This window comes from Streptomyces sp. NPDC058001, from assembly GCF_042886315.1.
Taxonomy (GTDB): domain Bacteria; phylum Actinomycetota; class Actinomycetes; order Streptomycetales; family Streptomycetaceae; genus Streptomyces.
Map to the genome: position 1 here is coordinate 648486 of NZ_JBHVQT010000001.1, position 24467 is coordinate 672952.

General features: G+C 70.1%; 22 protein-coding genes and 1 pseudogene. 7 read left to right on the forward strand and 16 right to left on the reverse strand.

The window, feature by feature from the left end; genetic code table 11:
* Positions 1–43: 43 nt before the first annotated feature.
* From ACFVT5_RS03065 to ACFVT5_RS03080, 4 genes are all read right to left on the reverse strand, one after another.
* Complete coding sequence (locus tag ACFVT5_RS03065; protein WP_389880765.1) at positions 44–730, reverse strand: ABC transporter ATP-binding protein; 687 nt, start codon at positions 728–730, stop codon at positions 44–46.
* Positions 727–1251: a PadR family transcriptional regulator gene (locus tag ACFVT5_RS03070; RefSeq protein ID WP_389880766.1), complete on the reverse strand. Its 525-nt coding sequence runs from the start codon at positions 1249–1251 to the stop codon at positions 727–729. Before ACFVT5_RS03070 ends, ACFVT5_RS03065 begins: the two co-directional genes overlap by 4 nt.
* Before the next feature lie 113 nt (positions 1252–1364).
* Positions 1365–1625, reverse strand: coding sequence for a hypothetical protein (locus ACFVT5_RS03075; RefSeq protein WP_389880768.1), 261 nt, complete (start codon positions 1623–1625; stop codon positions 1365–1367).
* Positions 1571–2518, reverse strand: coding sequence for an SPFH domain-containing protein (locus tag ACFVT5_RS03080; protein ID WP_389881011.1), 948 nt, complete (start codon positions 2516–2518; stop codon positions 1571–1573). The genes ACFVT5_RS03075 and ACFVT5_RS03080 overlap by 55 nt, the downstream gene beginning before the upstream one ends.
* 302 nt (positions 2519–2820) lie before the next feature.
* On the opposite strand from ACFVT5_RS03080, the gene ACFVT5_RS03085 reads away from it, so the two are divergent.
* Positions 2821–5097 carry a transglycosylase domain-containing protein gene (locus tag ACFVT5_RS03085; RefSeq protein ID WP_389880770.1) on the forward strand — a complete coding sequence of 759 codons (2277 nt, stop codon included), beginning with the start codon at positions 2821–2823 and terminating at the stop codon, positions 5095–5097.
* 14 nt (positions 5098–5111) lie between these two features.
* On the opposite strand, the gene ACFVT5_RS03090 is transcribed toward ACFVT5_RS03085, so the two are convergent.
* From ACFVT5_RS03090 to ACFVT5_RS03115, 6 genes are all read right to left on the reverse strand, one after another.
* Positions 5112–6575 (reverse strand): catalase, encoded by a 1464-nt coding sequence (locus ACFVT5_RS03090; protein ID WP_389880772.1) that lies wholly within the window; start codon positions 6573–6575, stop codon positions 5112–5114.
* A 131-nt stretch (positions 6576–6706) separates the two neighbouring features.
* Positions 6707–8815 carry a SpoIIE family protein phosphatase gene (locus ACFVT5_RS03095; protein WP_389880773.1) on the reverse strand — a complete coding sequence of 703 codons (2109 nt, stop codon included), beginning with the start codon at positions 8813–8815 and terminating at the stop codon, positions 6707–6709.
* A 75-nt stretch (positions 8816–8890) separates the two neighbouring features.
* Positions 8891–9571 (reverse strand): class I SAM-dependent DNA methyltransferase, encoded by a 681-nt coding sequence (locus tag ACFVT5_RS03100; RefSeq protein ID WP_389881013.1) that lies wholly within the window; start codon positions 9569–9571, stop codon positions 8891–8893.
* A 155-nt stretch (positions 9572–9726) separates the two neighbouring features.
* A complete protein-coding gene (locus ACFVT5_RS03105) occupies positions 9727–10386 on the reverse strand; it encodes a DUF402 domain-containing protein (protein ID WP_389880775.1) in 660 nt (219 codons plus the stop codon).
* Positions 10387–10458: 72 nt separating this feature from the next.
* On the reverse strand, positions 10459–11853 hold the full coding sequence (locus ACFVT5_RS03110) for a class II fumarate hydratase (protein ID WP_389880777.1): 1395 nt from the start codon (positions 11851–11853) through the stop codon (positions 10459–10461).
* Positions 11854–11980: 127 nt separating this feature from the next.
* Positions 11981–13723 carry a fumarate hydratase gene (locus tag ACFVT5_RS03115; RefSeq protein ID WP_389880779.1) on the reverse strand — a complete coding sequence of 581 codons (1743 nt, stop codon included), beginning with the start codon at positions 13721–13723 and terminating at the stop codon, positions 11981–11983.
* Between the two features lie 209 nt (positions 13724–13932).
* On the opposite strand from ACFVT5_RS03115, the gene ACFVT5_RS03120 reads away from it, so the two are divergent.
* On the forward strand, positions 13933–14631 hold the full coding sequence (locus ACFVT5_RS03120; RefSeq protein ID WP_389880780.1) for a DUF1707 domain-containing protein: 699 nt from the start codon (positions 13933–13935) through the stop codon (positions 14629–14631).
* 186 nt (positions 14632–14817) lie between these two features.
* Positions 14818–15192, forward strand: a complete 375-nt coding sequence (locus ACFVT5_RS03125; RefSeq protein ID WP_389880781.1) for a WhiB family transcriptional regulator — start codon at positions 14818–14820, stop codon at positions 15190–15192.
* Between the two features lie 192 nt (positions 15193–15384).
* On the opposite strand, the gene glpX is transcribed toward ACFVT5_RS03125, so the two are convergent.
* Positions 15385–16419 carry a class II fructose-bisphosphatase gene (gene glpX, locus ACFVT5_RS03130; protein WP_389880783.1) on the reverse strand — a complete coding sequence of 345 codons (1035 nt, stop codon included), beginning with the start codon at positions 16417–16419 and terminating at the stop codon, positions 15385–15387.
* A gap of 232 nt (positions 16420–16651) precedes the next feature.
* Between glpX and ACFVT5_RS03135 the strand changes: the two genes are divergently transcribed.
* Positions 16652–17173: a DUF4245 domain-containing protein gene (locus tag ACFVT5_RS03135; RefSeq protein WP_389880785.1), complete on the forward strand. Its 522-nt coding sequence runs from the start codon at positions 16652–16654 to the stop codon at positions 17171–17173.
* Positions 17174–17333: 160 nt separating this feature from the next.
* Positions 17334–17924: a malonic semialdehyde reductase gene (locus tag ACFVT5_RS03140; RefSeq protein WP_389880787.1), complete on the forward strand. Its 591-nt coding sequence runs from the start codon at positions 17334–17336 to the stop codon at positions 17922–17924.
* A 59-nt stretch (positions 17925–17983) separates the two neighbouring features.
* Here ACFVT5_RS03140 and ACFVT5_RS03145 read toward each other — a convergent pair whose 3' ends face one another.
* From ACFVT5_RS03145 to ACFVT5_RS03160, 4 genes and pseudogenes are all read right to left on the reverse strand, one after another.
* Positions 17984–18223 (reverse strand): exodeoxyribonuclease VII small subunit, encoded by a 240-nt coding sequence (locus tag ACFVT5_RS03145; RefSeq protein ID WP_389880789.1) that lies wholly within the window; start codon positions 18221–18223, stop codon positions 17984–17986.
* On the reverse strand, positions 18220–19452 hold the full coding sequence (gene xseA / locus ACFVT5_RS03150; RefSeq protein WP_389880790.1) for an exodeoxyribonuclease VII large subunit: 1233 nt from the start codon (positions 19450–19452) through the stop codon (positions 18220–18222). The genes ACFVT5_RS03145 and xseA overlap by 4 nt, the downstream gene beginning before the upstream one ends.
* A 35-nt stretch (positions 19453–19487) precedes the next feature.
* Positions 19488–20411: pseudogene (locus ACFVT5_RS03155) on the reverse strand (RNA polymerase sigma-70 factor).
* A 60-nt stretch (positions 20412–20471) separates the two neighbouring features.
* Entirely contained in the window at positions 20472–21239 is a 768-nt protein-coding gene (locus ACFVT5_RS03160; RefSeq protein ID WP_389880792.1) for an SDR family NAD(P)-dependent oxidoreductase, read from the reverse strand.
* A 91-nt stretch (positions 21240–21330) separates the two neighbouring features.
* On the opposite strand from ACFVT5_RS03160, the gene ACFVT5_RS03165 reads away from it, so the two are divergent.
* Positions 21331–21468 carry a hypothetical protein gene (locus ACFVT5_RS03165; RefSeq protein WP_389880794.1) on the forward strand — a complete coding sequence of 46 codons (138 nt, stop codon included), beginning with the start codon at positions 21331–21333 and terminating at the stop codon, positions 21466–21468.
* 352 nt (positions 21469–21820) lie between these two features.
* Here ACFVT5_RS03165 and ACFVT5_RS03170 read toward each other — a convergent pair whose 3' ends face one another.
* Positions 21821–23251 carry an APC family permease gene (locus ACFVT5_RS03170; protein WP_389880796.1) on the reverse strand — a complete coding sequence of 477 codons (1431 nt, stop codon included), beginning with the start codon at positions 23249–23251 and terminating at the stop codon, positions 21821–21823.
* 116 nt (positions 23252–23367) lie between these two features.
* On the opposite strand from ACFVT5_RS03170, the gene ACFVT5_RS03175 reads away from it, so the two are divergent.
* The gene (locus tag ACFVT5_RS03175; protein WP_389880798.1) at positions 23368–24453 is read left to right on the forward strand and encodes a 4-hydroxy-3-methylbut-2-enyl diphosphate reductase; all 1086 of its coding nucleotides are present in this window, start codon (positions 23368–23370) and stop codon (positions 24451–24453) included.
* Positions 24454–24467: the final 14 nt, after the last annotated feature.

The following is a 24467-nucleotide window of genomic DNA, read 5'->3' on the forward strand; positions in this document are numbered from 1 at the left end:
CCCGTGGGGCGGGGGTCGGGTCCCGCGCCGGGGGTTCCGAGGCTCATACGACGCGCTCCATGTCACGCGACTTGCCGTCACGTACGACGATCTCGCGGTCCGAGTACGCGGCGACCCGGGCCTCGTGCGTGACGAGGACGACCGCCGCGTTCGCCGAGCGGGCCGCGTCGGTCAGCAGCTCCATCACGCGCTCGCCGTTGAGGGAGTCCAGGGCGCCGGTCGGCTCGTCCGCGAACAGCATGCGCGGAACGGTGACCAGGGAGCGGGCCACGGCGACGCGCTGGCCCTGACCGCCGGAGACCTCACCGGGGCGCTTGTCCTTCAGGTCGTCGACCTCCAGGCGCTCCATCCACGCCACCGCGGTCCGCTCGGCCTCCTTGCGGCTCGACCCGTTCAGCCGCAGCGGCAGCGCCACGTTCTCCACGCAGGTCAGTTCCGGTACGAGCTGGCCGAACTGGAACACGAAGCCGAACTCGCTGCGGCGCAGGGCGCTGCGCTCGGCGTCGTTCATCGCGGTCAGGTCACGACCGGCGTACGTGATGGTGCCCGAGTCGGGTGTCACGATGCCGGCGAGACAGTGCAGCAGCGTGGACTTGCCGGAGCCCGACGGGCCCATCACGGCGACGACCTCGCCCGGGTGGATGGAGAATCCGGCGCCGTCGAGCGCGGGCGTCGGACCGTACGCCTTGCGCAGGTCGACAGCGGTGAGCAGGGAGCCTGCGGGGGTCATGGGCGCACTTCCTGGGCGAGCTTGTCGAGACGCGCGGCTGTCAGTTCCAGCCAGCGCAGATCGGCTTCGAGATGGAACAGGGCGTGGTCGCAGATCAACTGGTCGGCGAGGTCACCCTTGCGCTTGCGTTCCGTGAGCATGCGCATCATGCGCAGATGCTCCGCGCGCTGGGTGTCGAGGATGTCGGCGGCGTTGCGGTGGGTGAGCAGCGCGAGGACGACCTTGGTGTAGAGCGTCGACTGGAGGTACGGCTCCGGCTTCTCGGGGGTCGCGAGCCAGCGGCGGACATCCGTGATGCCCGCTTCCGTGATCGCGTACCGCTTGCGCTCGGGGCCGCCGCCCGCCTCTATTCCGTCGACCTCGACGAGACCGTTCTTCAGGAGACGGGACATGGTCGAGTAGACCTGGCCGTAGTGGAGCGGCCGGTCGTGCCCGAAGCGCTCGTCGAAGGCTCGCTTCAGGTCGTAGCCATGGCGGGGCCCTGACTCCAGTAGCCCCAAAAGAGTGTGACCGATGGACATGCGAGCACTCTACACACCATGTATACCCCCCGTGTATAGCCACCGGAGGGGGAACCTTGACGACCAAAGGTTCCCCCCGCTGTGCCCAAGTACCGGGCGCCCCCGAAGGAAGTTCAGCCGTCCTCCCCGGCCGGAGGCCGCCCCCGCCGGGGAATCGGTTTCGCCGAACCCGGCAGGCGGCCCGCCTCCGCCAGAGCCCTCCGCAGGAGGAACTCGATCTGGGCGTTGGCGCTGCGCAACTCGTCCCCCGCCCACCGCGCCAGCGCCTCGTACACCAGCGGATCCAACCGCAACAACACCTGCTTCCGCTGCTGCGGCGTCACTGGTACAGCGAACCCGTGTTGAGTACGGGCTGCGCCGCCCGGTCCCCGCACAGCACGACCATCAGGTTGGACACCATCGCGGCCTTGCGCTCCTGGTCCAGCTCGACGATGTCCTGCTCGGTGATCCGCGCGATGGCCGCCTCGACCATCCCCACCGCGCCGTCCACGATCTGCCGCCGCGCGGCCACCACGGCCCCGGCCTGCTGCCGCTGGAGCATCGCTGACGCGATCTCGGGCGCGTACGCGAGATGCGTGAAGCGGGACTCGATGATCTGCACCCCGGCGGCCTCCACACGCGCGTGCAGTTCGACCGCCAGCTTCTCGGTGATCTCCTCGGCGTTCCCGCGCAGCGACAGACCCTCCTCGTCGTGCGCGTCGTAGGGGTACTCGATCGCGATGTGCCGTACCGCCGCCTCGGTCTGCGTCGCGACGAACTCCAGGAACTCGTCCACCTCGAACGTGGCCTGCGCGGTGTCCTCGACCCGCCAGACGACGACCGCGGCGAGTTCGATCGGGTTGCCGTAGGCGTCGTTCACCTTGAGGACCGCGGTCTCGTGATTCCGCACCCGCGTCGAGATCTTCGTGCGCGATGTGAGCGGATTCACCCAGCGCAGCCCGTCCGTGCGGATCGTGCCCCGGTAGCGGCCGAAGAGCTGGACGACCCGGGCCTCGCCGGGCGCCACCATGTTCAGACCGCCCATCGCGACGAGCGACGCGATGACCACCACCACGCCGAGCACGATCAGCGTGGCCTTGGCGCCGGTCGCGTCGACCCCCGCACCCACCGCGAGCAGCCCCGCTCCCACCAGGAGCCCCGCCAGACCCAGGAGCAGGGCGAGTCCCCCGCCGATGCTGCGCGCCGCGAACTCCCGCACCCGGGGCGCCGGCATCTCGGGCATCCCCGCGCCCCCGTCGGACCCTCCCGCCGCCTTGGTGACGGCCATCTTCTCCGATGCGGATATATCAGGCGTATCGGACATAATCGCGCCCCCGTCTCTCTCGGTTTCCCTTGCCCCGGGCCCCTGTTGGGCCTAGCAAAGTGATATCAGATTAGCGCAAGCGGCAACCTTCCGCACCTCTCGCTCGTCGGTTCCCATGGGGCTTGGTGCTCATTGTCACGTCCGGAAAAGGCCGGATCGGCAGTCCTTTGTCCCGCCCTGCGGTGTTAGCTTGCTGAGCTGACCTCACGGGTGAGGCACCAGTGAGAAGCGAGCAGGAACGAGAAGGAAGCGGAGCGATCGGACCCATGGGACGAGCCGAAGACAGACGGGCACGGCAGCACGGCGCGCGCCGCGCGCCGCGCGGGCGCTCGTCCGACGGCGGGCGCCGGGGCATACGCCGCTTCTTCACCTGGAAGAAGATCCTCGGCACCTTCTTCGGCCTCTGCCTGCTCGGCATGGCCGGCTTCATCGTCCTGTACATGCTCGTGGACATACCGGCGGGCAACGCCGACGCGCAGAAGCAGAGCAACGTCTACAAGTACAGCGACGGCTCGATCCTGGCCCGTACCGGAGAGTTCAACCGTGAGGTGGTCGACCTCGACCAGGTGCCGATGGACGTCCAGCGGACCTACGTCGCCCTGGAGAACAAGACCTTCTACAGCGACCAGGGCATCGACTTCAAAGGCACGACACGCGGCCTGATCAACACCCTGTCCGGCAAGGGCAAGCAGGGTGGTTCGACCATCACCCAGCAGTACGTCAAGAACTACTACCTCACGCAGGACCAGACCGTCAGCCGCAAGCTGAAGGAACTGGTCATCTCGCTCAAGGTCGACCGCCAGTCGTCCAAGGACGAGATCCTCGCGGGCTACATCAACACCAGCTACTACGGCCGGGGCGCCTACGGCATCCAGGCCGCCGCCCAGGCGTACTACCGGGTCGACGCCAAGGACCTGAGCGTCGAGCAGGGCGCCTATCTCGCCGCGCTGCTCCAGGCGCCGGGCCAGTACGACTGGGCCACCGCGACGGACACCGGCAAGCGGCTGGTGCAGGGGCGCTGGAACAAGAGCCTCGACAACATGGTCGAGCAGGGCTGGCTGGACGCCGGGAAGCGGCAGGGCCTGAAGTTCCCGGTGCCGAAGGATCCGCGGCCCGCGCCCGGACTCAGCGGCCAGACCGGATACCTCGTCAAGGCGGCCAACGACGCGCTCCAGAAGCAGCTCGTCGCCCAGGGGCTGTCCGCGTCCGACGCCGAGGCGCAGGTCGAGGCGGGCGGCTGGACGCTCACGCTGAACATCGACAAGACGAAGCAGCGGCAGCTGGAGCAGGCCGTCAAGGCGAAGCTCACCAGCAAGCTGGAGCCGAAGACCCGCAAGGTCGACGGGGACGTCCAGGCGGGCGCGGTCTCGGTCGACCCGAAGACCGGCGCGGTGCTGGCGATGTACGGCGGCCAGGACTACGTCAAGCACTTCACCAACAACGCGACCCGGCGCGACTACCAGCCCGCGTCGACCTTCAAGCCGCTGATCCTCGCCGCGGCCCTGGAGGAGGGCGCCAAGACCCAGACCGGCAAGCCGATCACGGCGAGCACGGTCTACGACGGCACCAGCGGGCGTCCGGTCAAGGGCAGCGACATCGCCTTCGCCCCGCCGAACGAGGACAAGGTCGACTACGGCCAGGTCACCGTCCAGAAGGCCATGAACAAGTCCATCAACTCCGTCTTCGCCCAGATGGGTGTCGATGTCGGCATGGACCAGGTCATGAAGACCGCGGGCGTCCTCGGCATGGACGTCAAGGGCCTGGAGGCGGTGCCGGCGCAGACCCTCGGCTCGATGGGCGCAAGCCCCCTGGAGATGGCCGGGGTGTACGCCACCCTCGACAACCACGGCAAGAAGGTCACCCCCGCCGTGCTGAAGTCCGCCGAGCACAAGGACCGTACGGTCGACCTGCCGAAACCGATCGGGGACCAGGTGGTCGAGCGCACCACCGCCGACTCGGTCACCTCGGTGCTCACCGGTGTGGTCGACGACGGCACCGGCAGCGCGGTACGCAACTCCCGGCAGGACGTGGCGGGCAAGACCGGTACGTCCGACGAGAACAAGTCGGCCTGGTTCACCGGTTACACACCGGACATGGTCACCTCGGTCGGCCTGTTCGGCGAGGTCTCCAAGGAACGCAAGGACACGGACGGCAAGACCCTCGCGAGCGGCGCGCACACCACGCTCCAGGGCGCGGCGGGCGGCGGCCGGGTCAACGGCGGTGGCTTCCCCGCCGAGATCTGGGCCGCGTACACCTTCGACGTGATGGGCTCGCCCAGCGAGTTCGACCTCGACACGGACATGGGCGCCGCCGTGGCGCCGCCGGCCGAGCCGACGCCGTCGCGGTCCCAGGAGTCGAGCCCGCCGCCGCCCTCGTCCGAGCCGCCGTCCAGCCCGCCGCCGTCGACCCCGGAACCGCCGTCGAGTCCGCCGCCGTCGTCCGAGCCGCCGCCGTCGGACCCGGCGACGATCAAGCCGCCGAGCCCGGACCCGACGTCGTCGGACCAACTCCCGCAGAACCCGGCGGCGCCACCGCCCGGCTAGTCGGCCACCTTTGACTAACCGCCGTTGAACTTGGCGGCCACCCGGTCGCCGAGGGTCTTGTCGACGTTGCGCCAGTACTGGATGGCACGGTTCAGGACCGGACGGGACACCCCGTCGGCGAGGTGTCCGCTGATGTTCGACACCAGCCGGTCGCGCGCCGCGTCGTCGAGCACCTGGCGCACCTGCGTGCCCGCCTGGCCGAAGTCGTCGTCCTCGCGGTGCAGCTTGTACGCCTCCCGGACCATCTCGCCGGCCGTGGCCCAGCCCGCCGGGTCGCCGTACCGCTCCACGTCCGCGGCCGGACCTCCGTACGAGTTCGGCGCGTACACGGCACCGACATGCGCCGGCTCGTACCGCATGGGGCCGTCCTTGGCGTACGAGCTGACGCGGGAGTGCGGCCGGTTGGGCGGCAGTTGCGCGTAGTTCGGGCCGATGCGGTAGCGGTGTGTGTCCGGGTACGAGAACAGCCGGCCGAGCAGCATCTTGTCGGGGGACGGTCCGATGCCGGGCACCATGTTCGACGGCTCGAACGCGGCCTGCTCGATATGGACGAAGAAATCCTCCGGGTTCTTGTTCAGCGTCATCCGGCCGACCTCGATCAGCGGGTAGTCGCCGTGCGGCCACACCTTGGTCAGGTCGAACGGGTTGAAGCGGTAGTCCGGAGCGTCCTCGAACGGCATGACCTGCACGTTCATCGTCCAGGACGGGGCATTGCCGGACGCGATCGAGTCATACAGATCGCGCCGGTGGACATCGCCGTCCGTGCCGGCCAGCGCGTCCGCGTCGGCCTGGGTGAGGTGGTCGATGCCCTGGTCGGTCTTCATGTGGTACTTGACCCAGAACCGCTCGCCGCCGCCGTTGATCCACATATAGGTGTGGGAGCTGTAACCGTTCATGTGGCGGTACGTCTTCGGGATGCCGCGGTCGCCCATCAGCCAGGTCACCATGTGCGCGGACTCCGGGGACAGGGTCCAGAAGTCCCACTGCATGTCGTGGTCGCGCACCCCGCTGTCCGGGCGGCGCTTCTGTGAGCGGATGAAGTCCTGGAACTTGATCGGGTCACGGACGAAGAAGACCGGTGTGTTGTTGCCGACCAGGTCGTAATTGCCCTGTTCCGTATAGAACTTGAGGGCGAAACCGCGCGGGTCGCGCCAGGTGTCGGGGGAGCCCTGCTCACCGGCGACGGTCGAGAAGCGGGCCAGCATCTCGGTGCGCTTGCCCGGCTGGAACAGGTCGGCCTTGGTGAACTGACTCACGTCGTTGGTGACTTCGAAGACTCCGTACGCACCACTGCCCTTGGCGTGCACCACCCGCTCGGGAACCCGTTCACGGTTGAACTGGGCCATCTTCTCGATGAGGTAGTGGTCCTGGAGCAGGATCGGGCCGGTGTCGCCGACGGTCAGCGAGTGTTCGTCGCTCTCCACGGGGATCCCCGCGTTGTTCGTCGTGAAGGGAACCTTCGGGGATGCGTCGGTCACGAGCGTTCTCCCGTCATGCAGGGGGCTGACGGGGGACATGGGGGATATGTCCCCCGATATGTGGTCGCTTCGGCCACGACGTCAGTCAACTCCGCCGACGGAAGGTCGGCAACATGTGGACCGGGTCCACGTCAGGTCTGATTCCGGTTCAGCTCGAACCAGACCACCTTCCCGGTGGACAGCCGGGTCGCGCCCCAGCGCCGCGCCAGCTTGTTGACCAGGTAGAGCCCGCGCCCGCCCTCGTCCGTGGCCCGCGCCTGCCGCAGCCTCGGCAACTGCGGAACGTCGTCGCCCACCTCGCAGCGCAGCACGTCCGTACGGAGCAAGCGCAGCGTCACCGGGCGTGACGCATAGCGCACCGCGTTGGTGACGACCTCGCTGACCAGCAGTTCCACCGAGTCCGTGAGGTCCTCCAGGTCCCAGCGGGCCAGCGCGCTGCGCGCGAGACGCCGGGCGCGGCCGGGGGCCGCGTCCTCGGGTTCCAGGAACCAGTACGCCACGTCGCTCGGCGCGATCCCGTCGAACCGGGCGGCGAGCAGCGCGATGTCGTCGTCCCGGTCGCCGGGGCCCAGCATGTCGAGCACGTCGTCGCACAGGGCCTCAAGGGGCGGCGGATGGTCCGCGCCGGTCAGCCGCGCGGTCGCCGCGAGCCGCTCCCTGAGCTGCTCGATACCGGCCCACACGTCCCGCAGCCGGGACTCCACCAGCCCGTCCGTGTACAGCAGCAGGGTCGCCCCGGCGGGCGCGTCCAGCTCGACCGCCTCGAAGTCGACACCGCCGACACCGATCGGGGCGCCCGGCGGCACCCGCAGCACCTCGGCACGGCCGCCCAGATGGAGCAGGACCGGCGGCGGATGGCCCGCGTTGGCGATGGTGATGCGGTGCGATACCGGGTCGTACACCGCGTACAGGCAGGTCGCCATGCGGTCGGTGCCAAGCCGCTGGGCCTGCTCGTCCAGGTGGTGCAGTACCTCCTGCGGCGGCAGGTCGAGGCCCGCCAGGGTCTGCGCGGTGGTGCGCAGCTGGCCCATGATCGCGGCCGACGTCATCGAGTGACCCATCACATCACCGACGACGAGGGCGACCCGGCTGCCCGGCAGGGGGATCGCGTCGTACCAGTCGCCGCCGACCCTGGCGGTCTCGGCGGCCGGGAGATAGCGGCTGGCGAGCCGGACCCCGGTCGGCCGGGGCAGCGTCTCGGGCAGCATGGTGCGCTGCAACTCGTCGGCGATGTACGCCTCGCGCCCGTACAGGACCGCCTTGTCGATGCCCAGGGCGCTGTGCGTCGCGAGCTGCGCCGCGACCAGCAGGTCGTCGCCCTCGAACGCGGCACGGTCGGCACGGCGCAGGAAGATCGCCGCACCGATCACCCGGCGGCGCCCGCGCAGCGGCGCCAGGATCGCCCGCCGCCCCTCGGGCACCGTCCGGAACTCTCCGAGCAGCTCCGGCAGCGCGGCGTGCGCGGTGGGCGCGTCCGCGAAGACCGGGCGGACCCCGCGCAGCACCTCGGCGAGCGCGCCGCCCGGCCGGACCGTGCACAGCTCCGTGGTGCCGATGACCTCGGGGTCGAGCTGCGGCATGGGCAGCGGACCGCCCTCGGTGTCCCGGTCCTCCGGGATGCGGTCGGTGCGGCGCAGACGCAGCACCACAGGTCCGGTCGGCCGCTCGTCGCCGACCGGCAGCGGGTCGCGCAGATAGACGAGGATCGCGTCGGCGAACGTCGGAACCGTGGCCCGGCACAGGCCCATCACGATCTCGTCGAGGTCCATGCCCCGGGCGATCCGCCGGGTCGCGGCGCCCACGAACCGCAGCCGGTCGCCGTCCCTGCGCATCGCGGCGGCACCCGCCGACAGCGGCGCCACGGCGGCCGTACCGGTGTGCGCGACGGGACCCCCACCCGGTGCCGGAGTGGGGTCCGGGACGACGGGTCGGGTGCGGTGCGGGTCGGGCTCGGCGGGGGACGACTGGGCGTGCTCGGCCCCGGGGGCCGGCTCCGTACCAGGGTCGGCCGCCGGTCCCGGGCAGGATGCCGCCGCGCCGTGCGGGGAGTCGCCGGAGCGGCCCTGCGCGGGCAGCGCGGCGGCGGTCGGGCCGGCCAGCGGCCCTGTCCCCGTCTCCGGGGATCTCGGCTGCTTCGGCGGCTTCGGGGTACGCAGCAGCGCCCCGCGAGGGTCCGCGGGTGCGGGAGGGCTGGCAGCGCCGCTCGGGCGGCCCTCCTGGGAGGTGGGGTGCTCCGTCACGCGTGTCGAATCCGTCCGTCCGGGGCTGCGCGCGGCGCGCGCGGTCAAGGCGTCACCAAGTGCGTCACGCGATGATCAGGTGCGTCGGCAGTTGAGGAAGAGCTGATGCTCGGGTGGTGCGTCTGCCCTCGCCGGGGCGTACGAGAGGGTGTCCTCGTCCGTGATCTCGAAACCCGCGTCCCGCACGATCTGGCGCAGTTCGTCCCGCAGGAATCCCGATACCCGGATCGACTGTCCCAGGAACGGAATCTCCGCGTCATCCAGATCTGCCTCCACCATCGAGAGCGCCAGCAGGCCCCCCGGCCTGAGCAGCGTACGGAACTGCCGTAGTGCGTACGGTATTTCAGCACGGGGCAGCATCAACAGCGTGAAAAAACAGGTGATCCCGTCGAAGTGGCCGAGCCCGTCGGGACCCTCGGCCCGCAGCGCCGCCAGATCATGCCGCAGGAACGTGGCGCCGGGCACATTCTTGCGCGCCAGCTCCAGCATGCCCTCGGACAGGTCCACACCGGTCACCGTGAGCCCCGCCTCGACCAGCCCGCGTGCCGTGGGCAGCCCGGTGCCGCAGCCCACATCGAGCACCCGCGCACCCGGCGGCAGCCCGGCCACCAGCCGGGCACCCGCTCCGATCTGGCCCTCCTTGTGCGGGAACGCCTCGTCGTAGCGCCCACCGATGACGTCGAACGCCTGGGCCTGACCCGTGCGGTCCGGGGCCGTGGTGCCATACGCGGTATACGCCTCGGAGCCCGCGTACACCGCCCGCGCCCCGCCGTCCGCCTCGCTCTTCTCGCTCACGTCCTGCCACCCCTCGATGACATCCTGTCAGACCCCGCGCAAGCATTAGGAGTTGCTGCTGTGCGCCGTTGCGGAGGACGATCCTACGTTTGAACCATGGGGGCGCATCAAGGGTCTCATGAGGACACATGCGCGGGCGTACGGTCCCAGTCATCCGGCAAGACCGGAACCGGCCACACCGGATCCGGTCTCCAACTCTGCCAGCCGTCCGAGAACGGGCGCCCCCAGGCATGGATCACCTCGATCACCGCCTCTCCCGCATCGCGCACCTTGCGGGCCTGCGCCGCATCCATCAAACCGGCGCGCTGGGCCTCGGTGAACTCGTCCTCGTCGTGCCACCGCCAACTGCGGTCGGGACGTACCGAGATGTCCAGGAAATGGTCCTCCGAGTCGACACCGCCGACCCATCGCGCGCGCGGCTCCTCCAGGTTCACGTACCAGTTCTTGAACCGCCAGTCCCGCTCCCAGAACAGCCACACCGACCACGGCTCCCCGGGCCGCGCCAGCTTCAGGACACCCGTCCCCGACCAGCGGGCGGTCTGTACGGTACGTGGCTTGGTGTAGCGGGTGCCGAGCGGTTCGGCGTGCACGGGGGTGCCGTCGGCGAGCACCGGGCGTACACACTCGGTACCCGGCGCCATCCACACCGCGAGCAACTCGCCGGTGTCCTCCACGACGGTGACGGGGCGACAGATGTGATAGCCGCCGCCGCTCCCGTTCTCCCGATAACGCCAAAGAATCGGGCTCCCCGGAGCCCACCTCCCACTCTCTGTCATGGCCAGATAGTAGGTGCCACAGTCATAAGACACGCCACCACACATAACGATTCAGGCCACCAAGGGCTGCGCCTAAGGTCGCGTCATCCCCAGGACGTCCAGCGCGGCATCCAACTGCTCCAAGGAAAGCTCGCCCCGATCCACGTACCCACCCTCCAGCACCACCTCACGAATGGTCTTCCGCTCAGCGAGGGCCCGCTTGGCGACAGTCGCCGCCGCCTCATACCCGATGTACTTGTTCAACGGCGTCACCACGGACGGCGAGGACTCCGCGTACTCAAGGGCCCGCTCCCGATCCACCGTCACCCCGTCCACCACCCGATCGGCCAGCAACCGTGCCCCGTTGGCCAGCAACCGCACGGACTCCAGCACATTCTTCGCGATCACCGGCATCATCACGTTCAACTCGAAGTTGCCGGACGCCCCCGCCACCGTCACCGTCGTGTCGTTGCCGATCACCTGCGCCGCCACCATCAGCACGGCCTCCGGAATCACCGGATTCACCTTGCCCGGCATGATCGAGGACCCGGGCTGGAGATCGGGCAGCGCGATCTCGGCGAGCCCGGTACGCGGCCCGCTCGCCATCCACCGCAGATCATTGGCGATCTTCGTCAGCCCGACCGCGATCGTCCGTAGCTGCCCGCTGGTCTCCACGACCCCGTCCCGCGCGCCCTGCGCCTCGAAGTGGTTCCGCGCCTCCGTCAGCGGCAGCCCGGTCGCCGCCGCGACCTCCGCGATCACGGCCGCCGAGAACCCGGGCGGCGTGTTGATCCCGGTACCCACGGCCGTACCGCCGAGCGGCAGCTCCGCGAGCCGGGGCAGCGAGGACCGCAGCCGCTCGACGCCGTACCGCACCTGCGCCGCGTATCCGCCGAACTCCTGCCCGAGCGTCACGGGCGTGGCGTCCATCAGGTGCGTACGGCCCGACTTGACGACGTCCGCGAACTCGGTGGCCTTGCGCTCCAGGGCTGCCGCCAGATGCTCCAGGGCGGGGATCAGGTCGCGTGTCACGGCGGCCGTGGCCGCGATGTGCAGCGAGGACGGGAAGACGTCGTTGGAGGACTGCGACGCGTTCACGTGGTCGTTGGGGTGCACCGGACGGCCCAGCCGCTCGGACGCCAGCGTGGCGAGGACCTCGTTCATGTTCATGTTGGACGAGGTACCGGACCCGGTCTGGAAGACGTCCACCGGGAACTGGTCGTCCCAGCGGCCATCGGCGACCTCACCGGCCGCGTCCGCGACGGCGTCCGCGATGTCCTGGTCGACCACTCCCAGCTCGGCGTTCACCCGGGCCGCCGCCGCCTTGATCCGGGCCAGCGCCTCGATGTGCGCCCGCTCCAGGCGCTGCCCGGACACCGGGAAATTCTCCACGGCCCGCTGCGTCTGCGCCCGCCACTTGGCATGCGCGGGCACCCGCACCTCACCCATGGAGTCGTGCTCGACCCGATACTGCTCAGCCTCGTCCATACCTCAAGCATCGCACCGGGCCCGTCGAGCCTCTCCAGCCCGATCTCCGGCACACCGATCAGCCCGTCCGGCGTTTGAGGACAAGGCCGTCCAGGCCGACAGAAGGGGGCCGGGGGCAGCCCCGGACCTACCCGACCCCAGGCCCCCGTACCGGAATGCTCGTGAAGGTCGGCTGGGGTGCCGGGTCCTGGAAGAAGTCGTTGCCCTTGTCGTCCACCACGACGAACGCCGGGAAGTCCTCGACCTCGATCTTCCAGACCGCCTCCATGCCGAGTTCCTCGTACTCGACGACCTCGACCTTCTTGATGCAGTCCTGGGCGAGCCGGGCGGCGGGTCCGCCGATGGAGCCCAGGTAGAAGCCGCCGTGCGTCTCGCACGCCGAGGTGACCTGCTGGGAGCGGTTGCCCTTGGCCAGCATCACCTTGGAGCCGCCGGCCGCCTGGAACTGCTCGACGTAGGAGTCCATGCGCCCGGCCGTGGTCGGCCCGAACGAGCCGGACGCGTACCCCTCGGGCGTCTTCGCGGGACCCGCGTAGTACACCGGGTGGTCCTTGAGGTACCGCGGCATCTCCTCGCCCGCGTCCAGGCGCTCCTTGATCTTGGCGTGCGCGATGTCACGGGCCACGACCAGCGGCCCGGACAGCGAAAGGCGGGTCTTCACGGGGTACTTGGTCAGCTCGGCGAGGATGGCGTCCATCGGCTGGTTGAGGTCGATCCGTACGACATCGGCCGACGCGTCGTCCAGGTGCTCGTCGGTCGTCTCGGGCAGGAACCGCGCCGGGTCGGTCTCCAACTGCTCCAGGAACACACCCTCGGCGGTGATCTTCGCGAGGGCCTGCCGGTCGGCGGAGCAGGACACGGCGATGGCGACCGGGCAGGACGCGCCGTGCCTCGGCAGCCGCACCACGCGTACGTCGTGGCAGAAGTACTTGCCGCCGAACTGCGCCCCGATCCCGATCCGTTGCGTCAGCTCGAAGACCTTCTGCTCCAGGTCCTTGTCCCGGAAGCCGTGGCCGAGCGCGGACCCCTCGGCCGGGATCTCGTCGAGGTAGTGCGCGGACGCGTACTTCGCGGTCTTCAGCGCGTACTCGGCGGAGGTGCCGCCGACGACGATCGCCAGGTGGTACGGCGGACACGCGGCCGTCCCCAGCGAACGGATCTTCTCCTCCAGGAACTTCATCATGGAGGACTCGTTCAGAACGGCCTTCGTCTCCTGGTACAGGAAGGACTTGTTCGCGGAGCCGCCGCCCTTCGCCATGAACAGGAACTTGTACGCGCCGCCGTCCGTCGCGTACAGCTCGATCTGCGCGGGCAGGTTGGAGCCGGTGTTCTTCTCGTCCCACATCGTCACCGGCGCCATCTGCGAATAGCGCAGATTCAGCCGCGTGTACGCGTCGAAGATGCCGCGCGACAGGGCCTCCTCGTCGCCGCCCGAGGTGAGGACGTGCTGCCCGCGCTTGCCCATCACGATCGCCGTACCGGTGTCCTGGCACATCGGCAGGACGCCCGCCGCCGCGATGTTCGCGTTCTTCAGCAGGTCAAGGGCGACGAACTTGTCGTTGCCCGACGCCTCCGCGTCGTCGATGATGCGCCGCAACTGCGCCAGGTGCGCGGGCCGCAGATAGTGCTGGATGTCGTGGATCGCCTCTTCGGCGAGCTTGCGCAGCGCCTCCGGCTCGACCTTGAGGAAGGTCCGTCCGTCGGCCTCGAAGGTCGACACGCCCTCGGACGTCACCAGCCGGTACGGCGTGGTGTCCTCGCCCTGCGGGAGGAGGTCCGTGTACGCGAACGCGGGACCGGAGGAGCCGGAGGAGCCGGGGGCGGCGGAGCCCGAAGCGGCGGATTTGGGCGTGCGGGCGACAGGGGGCATTGCGGCCATTCCTCACTCGGCGGACAGCGGCGCGACCTCCGTTGGCGGCGCCAGGTCCAGCGTAGAACGGGCTCCGGGACGCGTTCTTGTGAGGTAAGGCTCAGTTTGCCACCGGACCGACACCCCGGACCGGACACCACCAGAACGGACACCACCTGGCGGGCGCATGGGGTAGTCGCGATCTATCGCGTTTCGGTAGGGTGGTGGCCGTGGACCTCGAAAAGCGACCGACCCAGCCGGAAACGGCCCAGCCGGAGCCGACACCGCAGCCGCAGCCCACGGGGCTCCGCGCTTCCGACGCCGAGCGGGACCGCGTGGCCGACATCCTGCGCGAGGCCCTCGCCGAGGGCCGCCTCACCGCCGACGAGCACGCCGAGCGTATCGACGGGGTGTATCGCGCCAAAACCGTCGCCGAATTGCAGCCGTTCGTCCAGGACCTGCCCGCCACCGGTGAGTTCGGCCCGCAGGGCACCTCCCGGTCGGTGCCGAGCCGGCCGGCCGACGGCGCTGTGCCGGCGGTCGCCGACGAGAACCTGGTCGCGGTGTTCAGCAGCTCGGTCCGCAAGGGCCGCTGGCGCGTCGGCCGCAGGACCCATGTGTACGCGATCTTCGGCAATGTCGAGATCGACCTCAGCGAGGCCCTGTTCGAGCACCAGCAGGTCGTGATCAAGGCGATCTCCGTCTTCGGCAATGTCGAGATCCAGGTCCCCGAGAACATCTCGCTGCGCGGCAGCGGCGGCGGCGTCCTCGGCAACTTCGAGGTCGACACCCTGGACTCGCGGGACGCCGACGCGCCGGTCGTCTTCGTCGACGGCATCGCCGTGCTCGGCAACATCGAGGCACGGCCCAAGCGGGGGCGCCTCATCGGCGATCTCCGGCACCGCATGCACAAGCACCTCGGGCACTGATCTCCGGCATTTCCCGGCGGCGGACAGTGGTGAACGGACATCTCCGCACCTCAGGACCGTCGCGCCGGGCGCCGCGCACCTGACCGAGAACGCCCGTGCACCGGAACTGAGTGCATAGGCGCGCGCACAGCGGGTAGGGCTTGCTGCATCGCCGCTCCCTCGCGAAGCCGTCGTCAGGAGTAGACCGTGCTGCATCCGCCGCATCAGTCCCTTCAGGTCGCCGCCGTCCCCACACAGCGGGTGCCCGTTCAGGATCGGGACCAGGACGCCCCATGGCACACGGAAGCGGTTTGCCGCCGTGACGAAGCCGGGCTCTTCTTCGCCCCGTCCAAGGAACCCACGGCCGCGAGACTCTCCCGTGAGGAGGCCGCGAAGCGGGTCTGCGCCCGCTGTCCCGTCATGGTCGAGTGCCGAGAGCACGCCCTGCTCCAGCCCGAGCCGTACGGCGTGTGGGGCGGCCTCACCGCCGCCGAGCGCCGGGTGGTGCTCGCCCGGCGCCGCCGGCGCGACCTCGAACTCAACAAGGCCCGCACGGTCGACCCCATCGCGGCAGCCGGCTGACGGACCTCTGCCGTACGAAGGGTCCGTACGAAGGGTCCGTACGAAGGGTCCGTACGAAGGCCCGCATGAACGTCCGCCGTACGGCGACGGGGGCGCCCTCCCCGCACAAGGAGGGCGCCCCCGTCGCCGTACACGCGTCGTGTCGCGCCCGGCGGGCCACCGCGCTCGGTCGGCCGACTGTGCTGGCTCGGCCTACTTCGCGCGGTCGAAGTCGACGGCGCTGTACGCGCGCAGCTTCGACAGCCGGTGCTCCGAGTCGATCTGCCGGATGGTGCCGGACTTGGAGCGCATCACGAGCGACGAGGTGGTGGCGGTCTCGGCGCGGTAGCGCACCCCGCGCAGCAGTTCGCCGTCAGTGATGCCGGTGGCGACGAAGAAGACGTTGTCGCCGGAGACCAGGTCGTCCGTGGCGAGTACGCGGTCGAGGTCGTGGCCCGCGTCGAGCGCCCGCTGCCGCTCCTCGTCGTCCTTGGGCCACAACTTGCCCTGGATCGTGCCGCCCAGACACTTGATCGCACAGGCCGAGATGATGCCCTCGGGCGTACCGCCGATGCCGAGCAGCAGATCGACCCCGGTCCCCTCGCGTACGGCGAGTACGGAACCGGCGACATCGCCGTCCGAGATCAGCTTGATCCGCGCGCCCGTGTCACGGACCTCCTTGATGATCCCGTCGTGCCGCGGCCGGTCGAGGATGACGACGGTGACGTCCTCCGGCGAGGACCGCTTGGCCTTCGCGATCCGGCGGATGTTGACGGACACCGGGGCGTCGATGTCCACGAAGTCCGCGGCGTCCGGACCGGTGACCAGTTTGTCCATGTAGAAGACGGCGGACGGGTCGAACATGGTGCCCCGGTCGGCCGCCGCGAGGACCGCGATCGCGTTCGACATGCCCTTGGCGGTGAGCGAGGTCCCGTCGATCGGGTCGACGGCGATGTCGCACTCGGCGCCCGTGCCGTCACCGACGCGCTCGCCGTTGAAGAGCATCGGCGCCTCGTCCTTCTCGCCCTCTCCGATGACGACGACGCCGTTCATCGAGACGGTGGAGACGAGGGTCCGCATGGCCCGTACGGCCGCGCCGTCGGCGCCGTTCTTGTCGCCGCGGCCGACCCAGCGCCCCGCGGCCATCGCGGCGGCCTCGGTGACCCGGACCAGTTCCAGGGCCAGGTTGCGGTCCGGAGCCTCGGAGGGGACCTCAAGTTCGGACGGAAGTTGATGATGCTCGGTCATCGAGACGCACCTTTCTGATACGACGACGGCCGGATGAGGGTATGTCCCGACTCTATCCGCCGATCGCCAGAATGAGCAGAGGGCCCCACGCATGAGCGGACCGCCGCCGGAACCACGGCGAGCCTCCGGACGGGGAGCCGGTCGGACGGCGGGCGAGCCGCGGGGACGGCGTCCCCGGCCGGGTGGCGAGGGTGGTGACGGCTCGCGGAACGGCACCTGAGACCATGGTGGCGTGGCTGGTAAGCAGGGCACGAAGAACGTGCGGAACATGATCCTCTCGCTGGGCGTGACGGTACTCGTCGCGGGATTCATCTGGCTCTTCATCCCGCACGACGAGACCCAGGCGCCCGTCAAGCGGGTGGACTACCGCGTCGAGCTGCTGACGGCGCGCCGCGCGGCGCCCTATCCGGTGGCGGCCCCCGAGGGTCTGTCCCAGGACTGGAAGGCGACCTCGGTGCGCTACCGGGGCGACAACTTCAACGCCTGGCACCTGGGCTTCCACGACCCGGACGGCCAGTACGTCACCGTGGAGCAGTCCACCGAGAAGCCGTCCACCTTCGTCGACCGGGTCAGCCGGGGCGCCCGTGAGACGGAGCGGACCACGGAGATCGACGGCCGGACCTGGCAGCGGTACACGGGCGAGCAGTTCGACGCCCTCGTGCTCACCGAGAAGGACGCGACGACGGTCGTCACGGGGACGGCGTCGTTCGACGGTCTGACGAAGATGGCGCGGGCTCTGGCGACGGCTTCCTGAGCCGGTAGCCCGGCGCCGGTGTTCCGGCCCCGGAAAACAACCCTCTTGCGGTGTGAAGTGGATCACGATGGTCCGGTTTTGATTGAATCTTCAACCTAAAAGTCGTAGCGTCGATGCCGACCGCCCGATCCCCCCATTTCGCATCGAGAAGGTTGCTTCCATGTCTCTCGTGCTTGACCCCGCCGCCCAGGACCTGCTGTTCCGTGAGGCCCATACGGCCAACACCTTCACGGACGAGCCGGTCACCGAGGAGCAGGTCCAGGCGATCTACGACCTGGTCAAGTTCGGCCCGACCGCCTTCAACCAGTCGCCGCTGCGCATCACCCTCGTCCGCAGCCCCGAGGCCCGCGAGCGTCTGGTGCGGCACATGTCCGAGGGCAACCAGCCCAAGACCGCCGCCGCGCCGCTCGTCGCGATCCTCTCCGCGGACAACGAGTTCCACGAGGAACTGCCGCAGTTGCTCCCGCACTTCCCGCAGGCCAAGGACGCCTTCTTCGCCGAGCGCCCGGTCCGTGAGCGCGCCGCCGCCATGAACGCCGCGCTCCAGGCCGCGTACTTCATCATCGGCGTCCGTGCCGCCGGACTGGCCGCGGGCCCGATGACCGGCGGCGACCTCGCGGGCATCCAGAAGGAGTTCCTGGACGACGACCACATCCCGCTGATGATCGTCAACATCGGCCGGCCGGGCGAGAACGCCTGGTTCCCGCGCTCCCCGCGGCTCGCGATCGAGCAGGTCGTGACGACCGTCTGAGGTGGTCTGAGGTGGCCTGAGGCGAGAGCCCCCGGCGGTCGGGCGGAACCGGGGGCCGGCTAGTCCCCGGAACCTTCCGCCTTCGGGTCCTCGTCCTCCTCCGCGAGTGCCGCGTCGAGGCGGGCGCGTGCGCCGTCCAGCCAGCGGCGGCAGACCTTCGCCAGTTCCTCGCCGCGCTCCCACAGGGCGAGTGACTCCTCCAGGGTCGTCCCCCCGGTCTCCAGGCGCCGGACGACCTCGATCAACTCGTCCCGCGCCTGCTCGTACCCGAGGCTCGCCTCGTCCGCCTTGCTGGTCATGCGTCCACCCTATGTGTCGGCTCCGACTCCACCCGTACCGTGAACTCGCCGTCCGCGACCCGCGCGCGCAGCTCCTCGTCCGCCGTCACGTCATCCGGCGTACGCACCACATGGCCGTCCGCGCGCTGGAGCACGGCGTACCCCCGGCGCAGGGTCGCGGCGGGGGAGAGCGCCACCACGCGCGCGTGGGTGTGCGTCAGCTCCGAACCGGCGCGGTCCAGCAGGTGATCCAGGGTGCGGCGGCTCCGGTCGACCAGGCCGCCGACATGGTCGGCGCGCTCGTCGATCATGCGGTGCGGATCCTCTATCACCGGACGCGCCAGCGTCTGCGCGAGCCCGCGCTCCTCACGGTCGACGAACGCCCCCACCGTGCGCCGGGCCCGGTCCCGCAGCCAGCGCACCCGCTCGTACTCCTCGCCGACGTCCGGTACGACCTTCTTCGCCGCGTCGGTCGGCGTGGACGCGCGCAGGTCGGCGACATGGTCCAGGAGGGGATTGTCCGGCTCGTGCCCGATCGCCGAGACGACCGGCGTACGGCACGCGGACACGGCCCGTACGAGTGTCTCGTCCGAGAACGGCAGCAGGTCCTCCACGCTGCCGCCACCGCGCGCGACGACGATCACGTCGACCTCGGGCAGCTCGTCGAGTTCCTTGACCGCCTGGACGACCTGCGGCACCGCGTGCACACCCTGCACGGCGACATTGCGGACCTCGAAGCGGACGGCGGGCCAGCGGTGCCGGGCGTTCTCCAGGACGTCGCGCTCGGCCGCCGACGCCCGGCCGCACACCAGGCCGATGAGCTGCGGCAGGAAAGGCAGCGGCTTCTTGCGGTCCGCCGCGAACAGTCCCTCCGCCGCCAGGGACTTCTTCAACTGCTCAAGCCGGGCGAGCAGTTCCCCGACGCCGACCGGTTTGATCTCGGCGGCCCGCAGCGAGAGCTGGCCCCGGGGCGCGTACCACTCGGGCTTCGCGTGCACGACGACGCGCGCGCCCTCGCTCACGACATCGGCGACCGCGTCGAACACCTGCCGGTAGCAGGTGACGCTCACCGAGATGTCGTACGACGGATCGCGCAACGTCAGGAAGACGACGCCGGCACCGGGACGGCGGGACAACTGCGTGATCTGCCCCTCGACCCACACGGCACCGAGCCGGTCGATCCACCCACCGATGAGACGCGAGACGTCACCGACGGGGAGCGGATTCTCCGGAGACGTGTTCACAGCCATGCGCCGAGCGTAACGGCCGCCACTGACAGGCCGGGTCAGTCCGTGGGCCGGCCTGGCCGGTTCGCCTCGCGGAGGGCCTCCCAGGCGTCCGCCACGGGACCGACGTGCCCGAGCTTGTCGGGGTTGTTCACCGTACGGATCGTCTGGATCCGCCCGTCAAGTACGTCGAGCGCCCAGGTGCTGAGGACCTGGCCGTTCCGGTCGCGGAAGATCGCGCCCGGCTGGCCGTTCACCTGCCGCGGCTCCACCACGCCGGCCGCCCTGATGACCAGGGGGGCGAACGCCGCGAGCGCCCGGACCACAGCCTCGGCACCAAGGAGGACGGGTTGGAACTGCGGGGCCTTGCCGCCGCTGTCGCCGATCATGTGAACGTCGGCGGCGAGCAGTTCGGCCAGCCCGTCGACGTCCCCTTCCCGGAAGGCGTCGAAGAACCGTTCTGCGAGTTTCTCGCGTTACTTCCGGTCGGCCTCGAACCGGGCCCGGCCCGCGTCCATGTGACGGCGTGCCCGCACCGCGAGCTGGTGACACGCCGCCTCCGACCGTCCCACGGCCGACGCGATCTCCGGGAAACCGAAGGCGAACACCTCCCTCAGCACGAAGACCGCGCGCTCCAGCGGGGTGAGCCGCTCCAGCAGGAGCAGGGCCGCCATCGACAGCGAGTCCGCCAGCTCCGCCGACCGCGCCGGATCCTCGTACGGGTCGGTCAACAGCGGTTCGGGGAGCCACGGCCCGACATATTCCTCCCGCCGGACGCGGGCCGAGCGGAGCACGTCGATCGAGATCCGGGTGACGACGGTCGACAGGTACGCCTTGGCCGACCCCGGCCGGGTGGCGGTGGCCTCGTAGCGCAGCCAGGTCTCCTGGACCGCGTCCTCGGCCTCGCTCACACTGCCCAGGATCCGGTAGGCGATCGAGAACAGCAGCGGTCGCAGTTCCTGGAACTCTTCGGTCTTCGTCACGTCGGCTCCTCCTTGGATCTGTACCGCCACGAGGGCCGGCACCTGCGGATCGGGGCACCGTCACCAGGGCACCGAGCCCTCCTCGCTGAAGAACCCCGCGGTCTGTCCGTCCGCGCCGAGCGTGGCCAGGCGCACCACGACCGCTGCGCCCTGCTCGACCGTGAGGAACCCGGCGTGGTTGTTGCTGTCCGTGGCGACGAAGCCGGGGGCGACCGCGTTGACGAGGACACCGTCCTTACGCAGCTCATTGGCGTACTGCACGGTCAGCGCGGTCAACGCGGACTTGGACGGCGTATACGCGGCCGACGGCAGCAGCGCCGCGAAGGGACCGTCCGGATCGCTGGCGAGAGTCAGCGACGCCGCGTGACTGCTGACGTTGACGACGCGTGGCGCCGGTGACCGCCGCAGCAGCGGCAGCATGGCATTGGTCACCGCGATCACCCCGAAGACGTTGGTCTCGAACACCGCCCGGACCATGTCCAGATCGACGGTACTGGGGACTTGATCGTGGGCGTCTTCCGGCGAGACCTGCCCGGAGCCGGTGATGCCGGCGTTGTTGACCAGCACGTCGAGGTGGCCGAAGCGCTCCCCGATCTGCTGCGCTGCCTCCTGGACGGTGGCCTGGTCGGTGACGTCCAAGGCGAGGGCGTACGCGTCGCCGCCGGCCGCGCGCACCGCCGCGGCGGCCTCCTCGCCTCGCCGCGGGTCCCTGGCGCCGATAAGGACCGTCATGCCCAGCGCGGCGAGCCGCTCGGCAACCCCACGGCCGATGCCCTTGTTCGCCCCGGTGACCAGCGCGACCTTCTGACCTGCGGTCTCCTCGTTCATGACCAGCTCCTTGTCGTCGAGGTGGGCTCTCCGCAGCCTCCGCGGAACCCGTCTTCACCACCTGGGACGAGACAGCCCGGCCATCTCTGACATGCGGACAGCGATCAAGGAGTTCGCGGCGGAGCACCGGGTACGGCGCGTGATCGACGGCGCGCTGACGGAGCCGTTCGACGCCTATGCGCGGCGGGAGTCCGAGCCCCTGATCCGGGAGACCGCCGCCGAGGGGTGAGGGTCGTGGATCGCCCGGGTGTTGATCGGGGAGGCCCTTCACCGGCACGGCTGCTTTCTGTTCCGGCGTGGGACCGAGTCGGCGACGAGCGCGTCCAGCCGCACGGTCGGCTACCTCGAAAAGTCGCGGCGGGCGGGCGGCGAACCTGTCGCAGCGGGCATGCCATGCAGCGGGCGCTTGTCTGTCCGCCGCGACGGCGAGTCGTTCCGTGCTGCGGGCCGGCGGTGCCGAGCCTGCCCGTGGGGCCCGGACGCCACAGGCGGCACGGTCGGCCGGGGAGCGAAGCCGGCGGGGGCGGGGGCGCCGCGCAGCGGAAAGGGTGGGCGGGTGGGAGATCAGGTGCTCGCAGTGGTCAGTCGCGGCCCGTTGCCTGTCGGCCGCGCCACTGGGCCGCGAGGACCACCAGACCCGCCACCAACCAGACGGCGCCCACGACTTGGGCCGTGCGGGACGCCTCCACGATCACCGCCACGGTGATCGCCGCGCCGAGCACCGGGATCAGCACATGCCGCCACCAGCTCACCGGCCCCCCGAGACGGCGCACCGCGAACCACCCCACCACGCTCGCGTGCAGCAGCGTGAACGCCGTCAGCGCCCCGACGTCGACCACCGACACCAGCTTGTCCAGACCGTCGGCCCGCCGCGCCGCCCACACCGCCGCGACCAGCGTCACGACCGCCGCGACGAGCAGCGCCACACGTGGCGTACCGGTACTGGTCTTCGCCAGGGCACGCGGCAGCCGCCGGTCACGCGCCATCGCGAACAGCAGCCGTCCGGCGGCGGCCTGCCCGGCCAGCGCCGCGAACGCCGCACCGATCGCCTTGCTCACCGCCACCAGATCGTGCAGCCACGACCCGACGGACACATCCACGGCGTCGTAGAACGCCGACCCCTGCTCCGCCGGATTCGCCGCCAGCTGAGCCGACGTCATCGGTTCGAGCAGCGCCACCAGATACGTCTGCGCCACGAACAGCACACCCGCGAGGACCAGGCAGAACAGCACCGCGCGCGCGACCTTCGCCGAGCCGCCGGTGACCTCCTCCGCGAACGACGCGATGGCGTCGAAGCCGAGGTACGACAGGACCGCCACCGACACCGCCCCGACCACCGCCGACAGCGCGAACGTCGTGTCACCCGTGAACGGCGACCACAGATCCCGTTGAGCGCCATCGCGCGCGAGGACGACGATCGCCGACACCATGAAGACGAGCAGGACCACGATCTCCATGGCCAGGACCAGGAACCCCACGCGCGCGGCGGCCCGTACGCCCCACAGGTTCAGCAGCGTCGTGACGACGACCGCGAGCGCCGTCCACACCCACCGGGACACGTCCGGCACCAGCGCGTTCATGGCGATCCCGGAGAACAGGTAGGCGACGGCCGGGATCAGCAGGTAGTCGAGCATCGCCATCCAGCCGGCGATGAACCCGGCGCCTTTGCCGAGCCCCGCGCGCGCGTAGGCGAACACCGAGCCCGCCTGCGGGACGACCCGCACCATCTGCGCGTAGCTGTACGCCGTGAACGCCATCGCGATCGTCGCGACCACATAGACGAGGGCCACCGCGCCGTGCGACTTGGCGTCGAGGGTGCCGTACACACCGACCGGGGCCATGGGGGCGATGAAGAGGAGACCGTAGACGACGAGGTCGCGGAAGCCGAGGCTCCGGGTGAGCCGTTCGTCGCCGGGCGGTTCGGCTATGCCCCGTGTTCCGGGGCCGCCGGGGGCACCCGTACCGCCCGTACCGCCAGGAGGCGCCGCCTCTCCGCTGCCGTCTGCGGACATCTGCGCCTCCGTGGGGGTCTGGCCCGGTGGTCGGGCCGGTTCCGTCGCCGTGGCGGGGCCGGACCACCCAGTTTCCCCAAGGAGGCGATCTTTCACCTGTCGGGCAGGGCCTTACGATGGGTGCCATGACTGCTTCGCCAGCCCGACGCGTCCTGCTCGCCGCCCCCCGTGGCTACTGCGCGGGTGTGGACCGTGCCGTGATCGCCGTCGAGAAGGCCCTTGAGCAGTACGGGGCCCCGATCTATGTCCGCCACGAAATCGTGCACAACAAGTACGTCGTACAGACCCTGGAGAGGAAGGGCGCTGTCTTCGTCGAGCAGACGGCGGAGGTCCCCGAGGGGTCGATCGTCATGTTCTCGGCGCACGGTGTCGCGCCCGTCGTCCACGACGAGGCCAAGCAGGGCCGGCTCGCCACCATCGACGCGACGTGCCCGCTGGTCACCAAGGTCCACAAGGAGGCCGTCCGGTTCGCCGAGGAGGACTTCGACATTCTGCTGATCGGGCACGAGGGCCACGAAGAGGTCATCGGCACCTCCGGTGAGGCGCCGGACCACATCACCCTGGTCGACGGCCCGGACGACGTCGCCCGTGTCGAGGTCCGCGACCCGTCGAAGGTCGTCTGGCTCTCCCAGACCACCCTCTCCGTGGACGAGACCATGGAGACGGTGGACGCGCTGAAGGAGAAGTTCCCGCAGCTCATCGCGCCCCCGAGCGACGACATCTGCTACGCGACGCAGAACCGTCAACTCGCCGTCAAGCAGATGGGCGCCCAGGCCGACCTCGTCATCGTCGTCGGCTCCCGCAACTCGTCCAACTCCGTGCGGCTTGTCGAGGTCGCCAAGCTCGCCGGCGCCCACGCGGCGTACCTGGTGGACTTCGCCGACGAGATCGACGACGCGTGGCTGGAGGGCGTGAGCACGGTCGGCGTCACCTCCGGTGCCTCCGTACCGGACATCCTGGTCGAACAGGTCCTGGAGCGGCTCACGGGCCATGGCTTCGAGGACGTCGAGATCGTGAAGGCGGCCGAGGAGACGATCACGTTCTCGCTGCCGAAGGAACTCCGGCGTGACCTGCGCGCGGAGGCGGCGGCGCTGGTCTCGGACCGGACGGCTGGGCAGGCCGCGGACCGGGCGTCCGGCGAGGTTGCCGGCGAGGCGACCGGCGAGGTGGCCGACCAGGAGAAGGACCCTTCCGGGAAGTGACTGTCGGTCCCGCG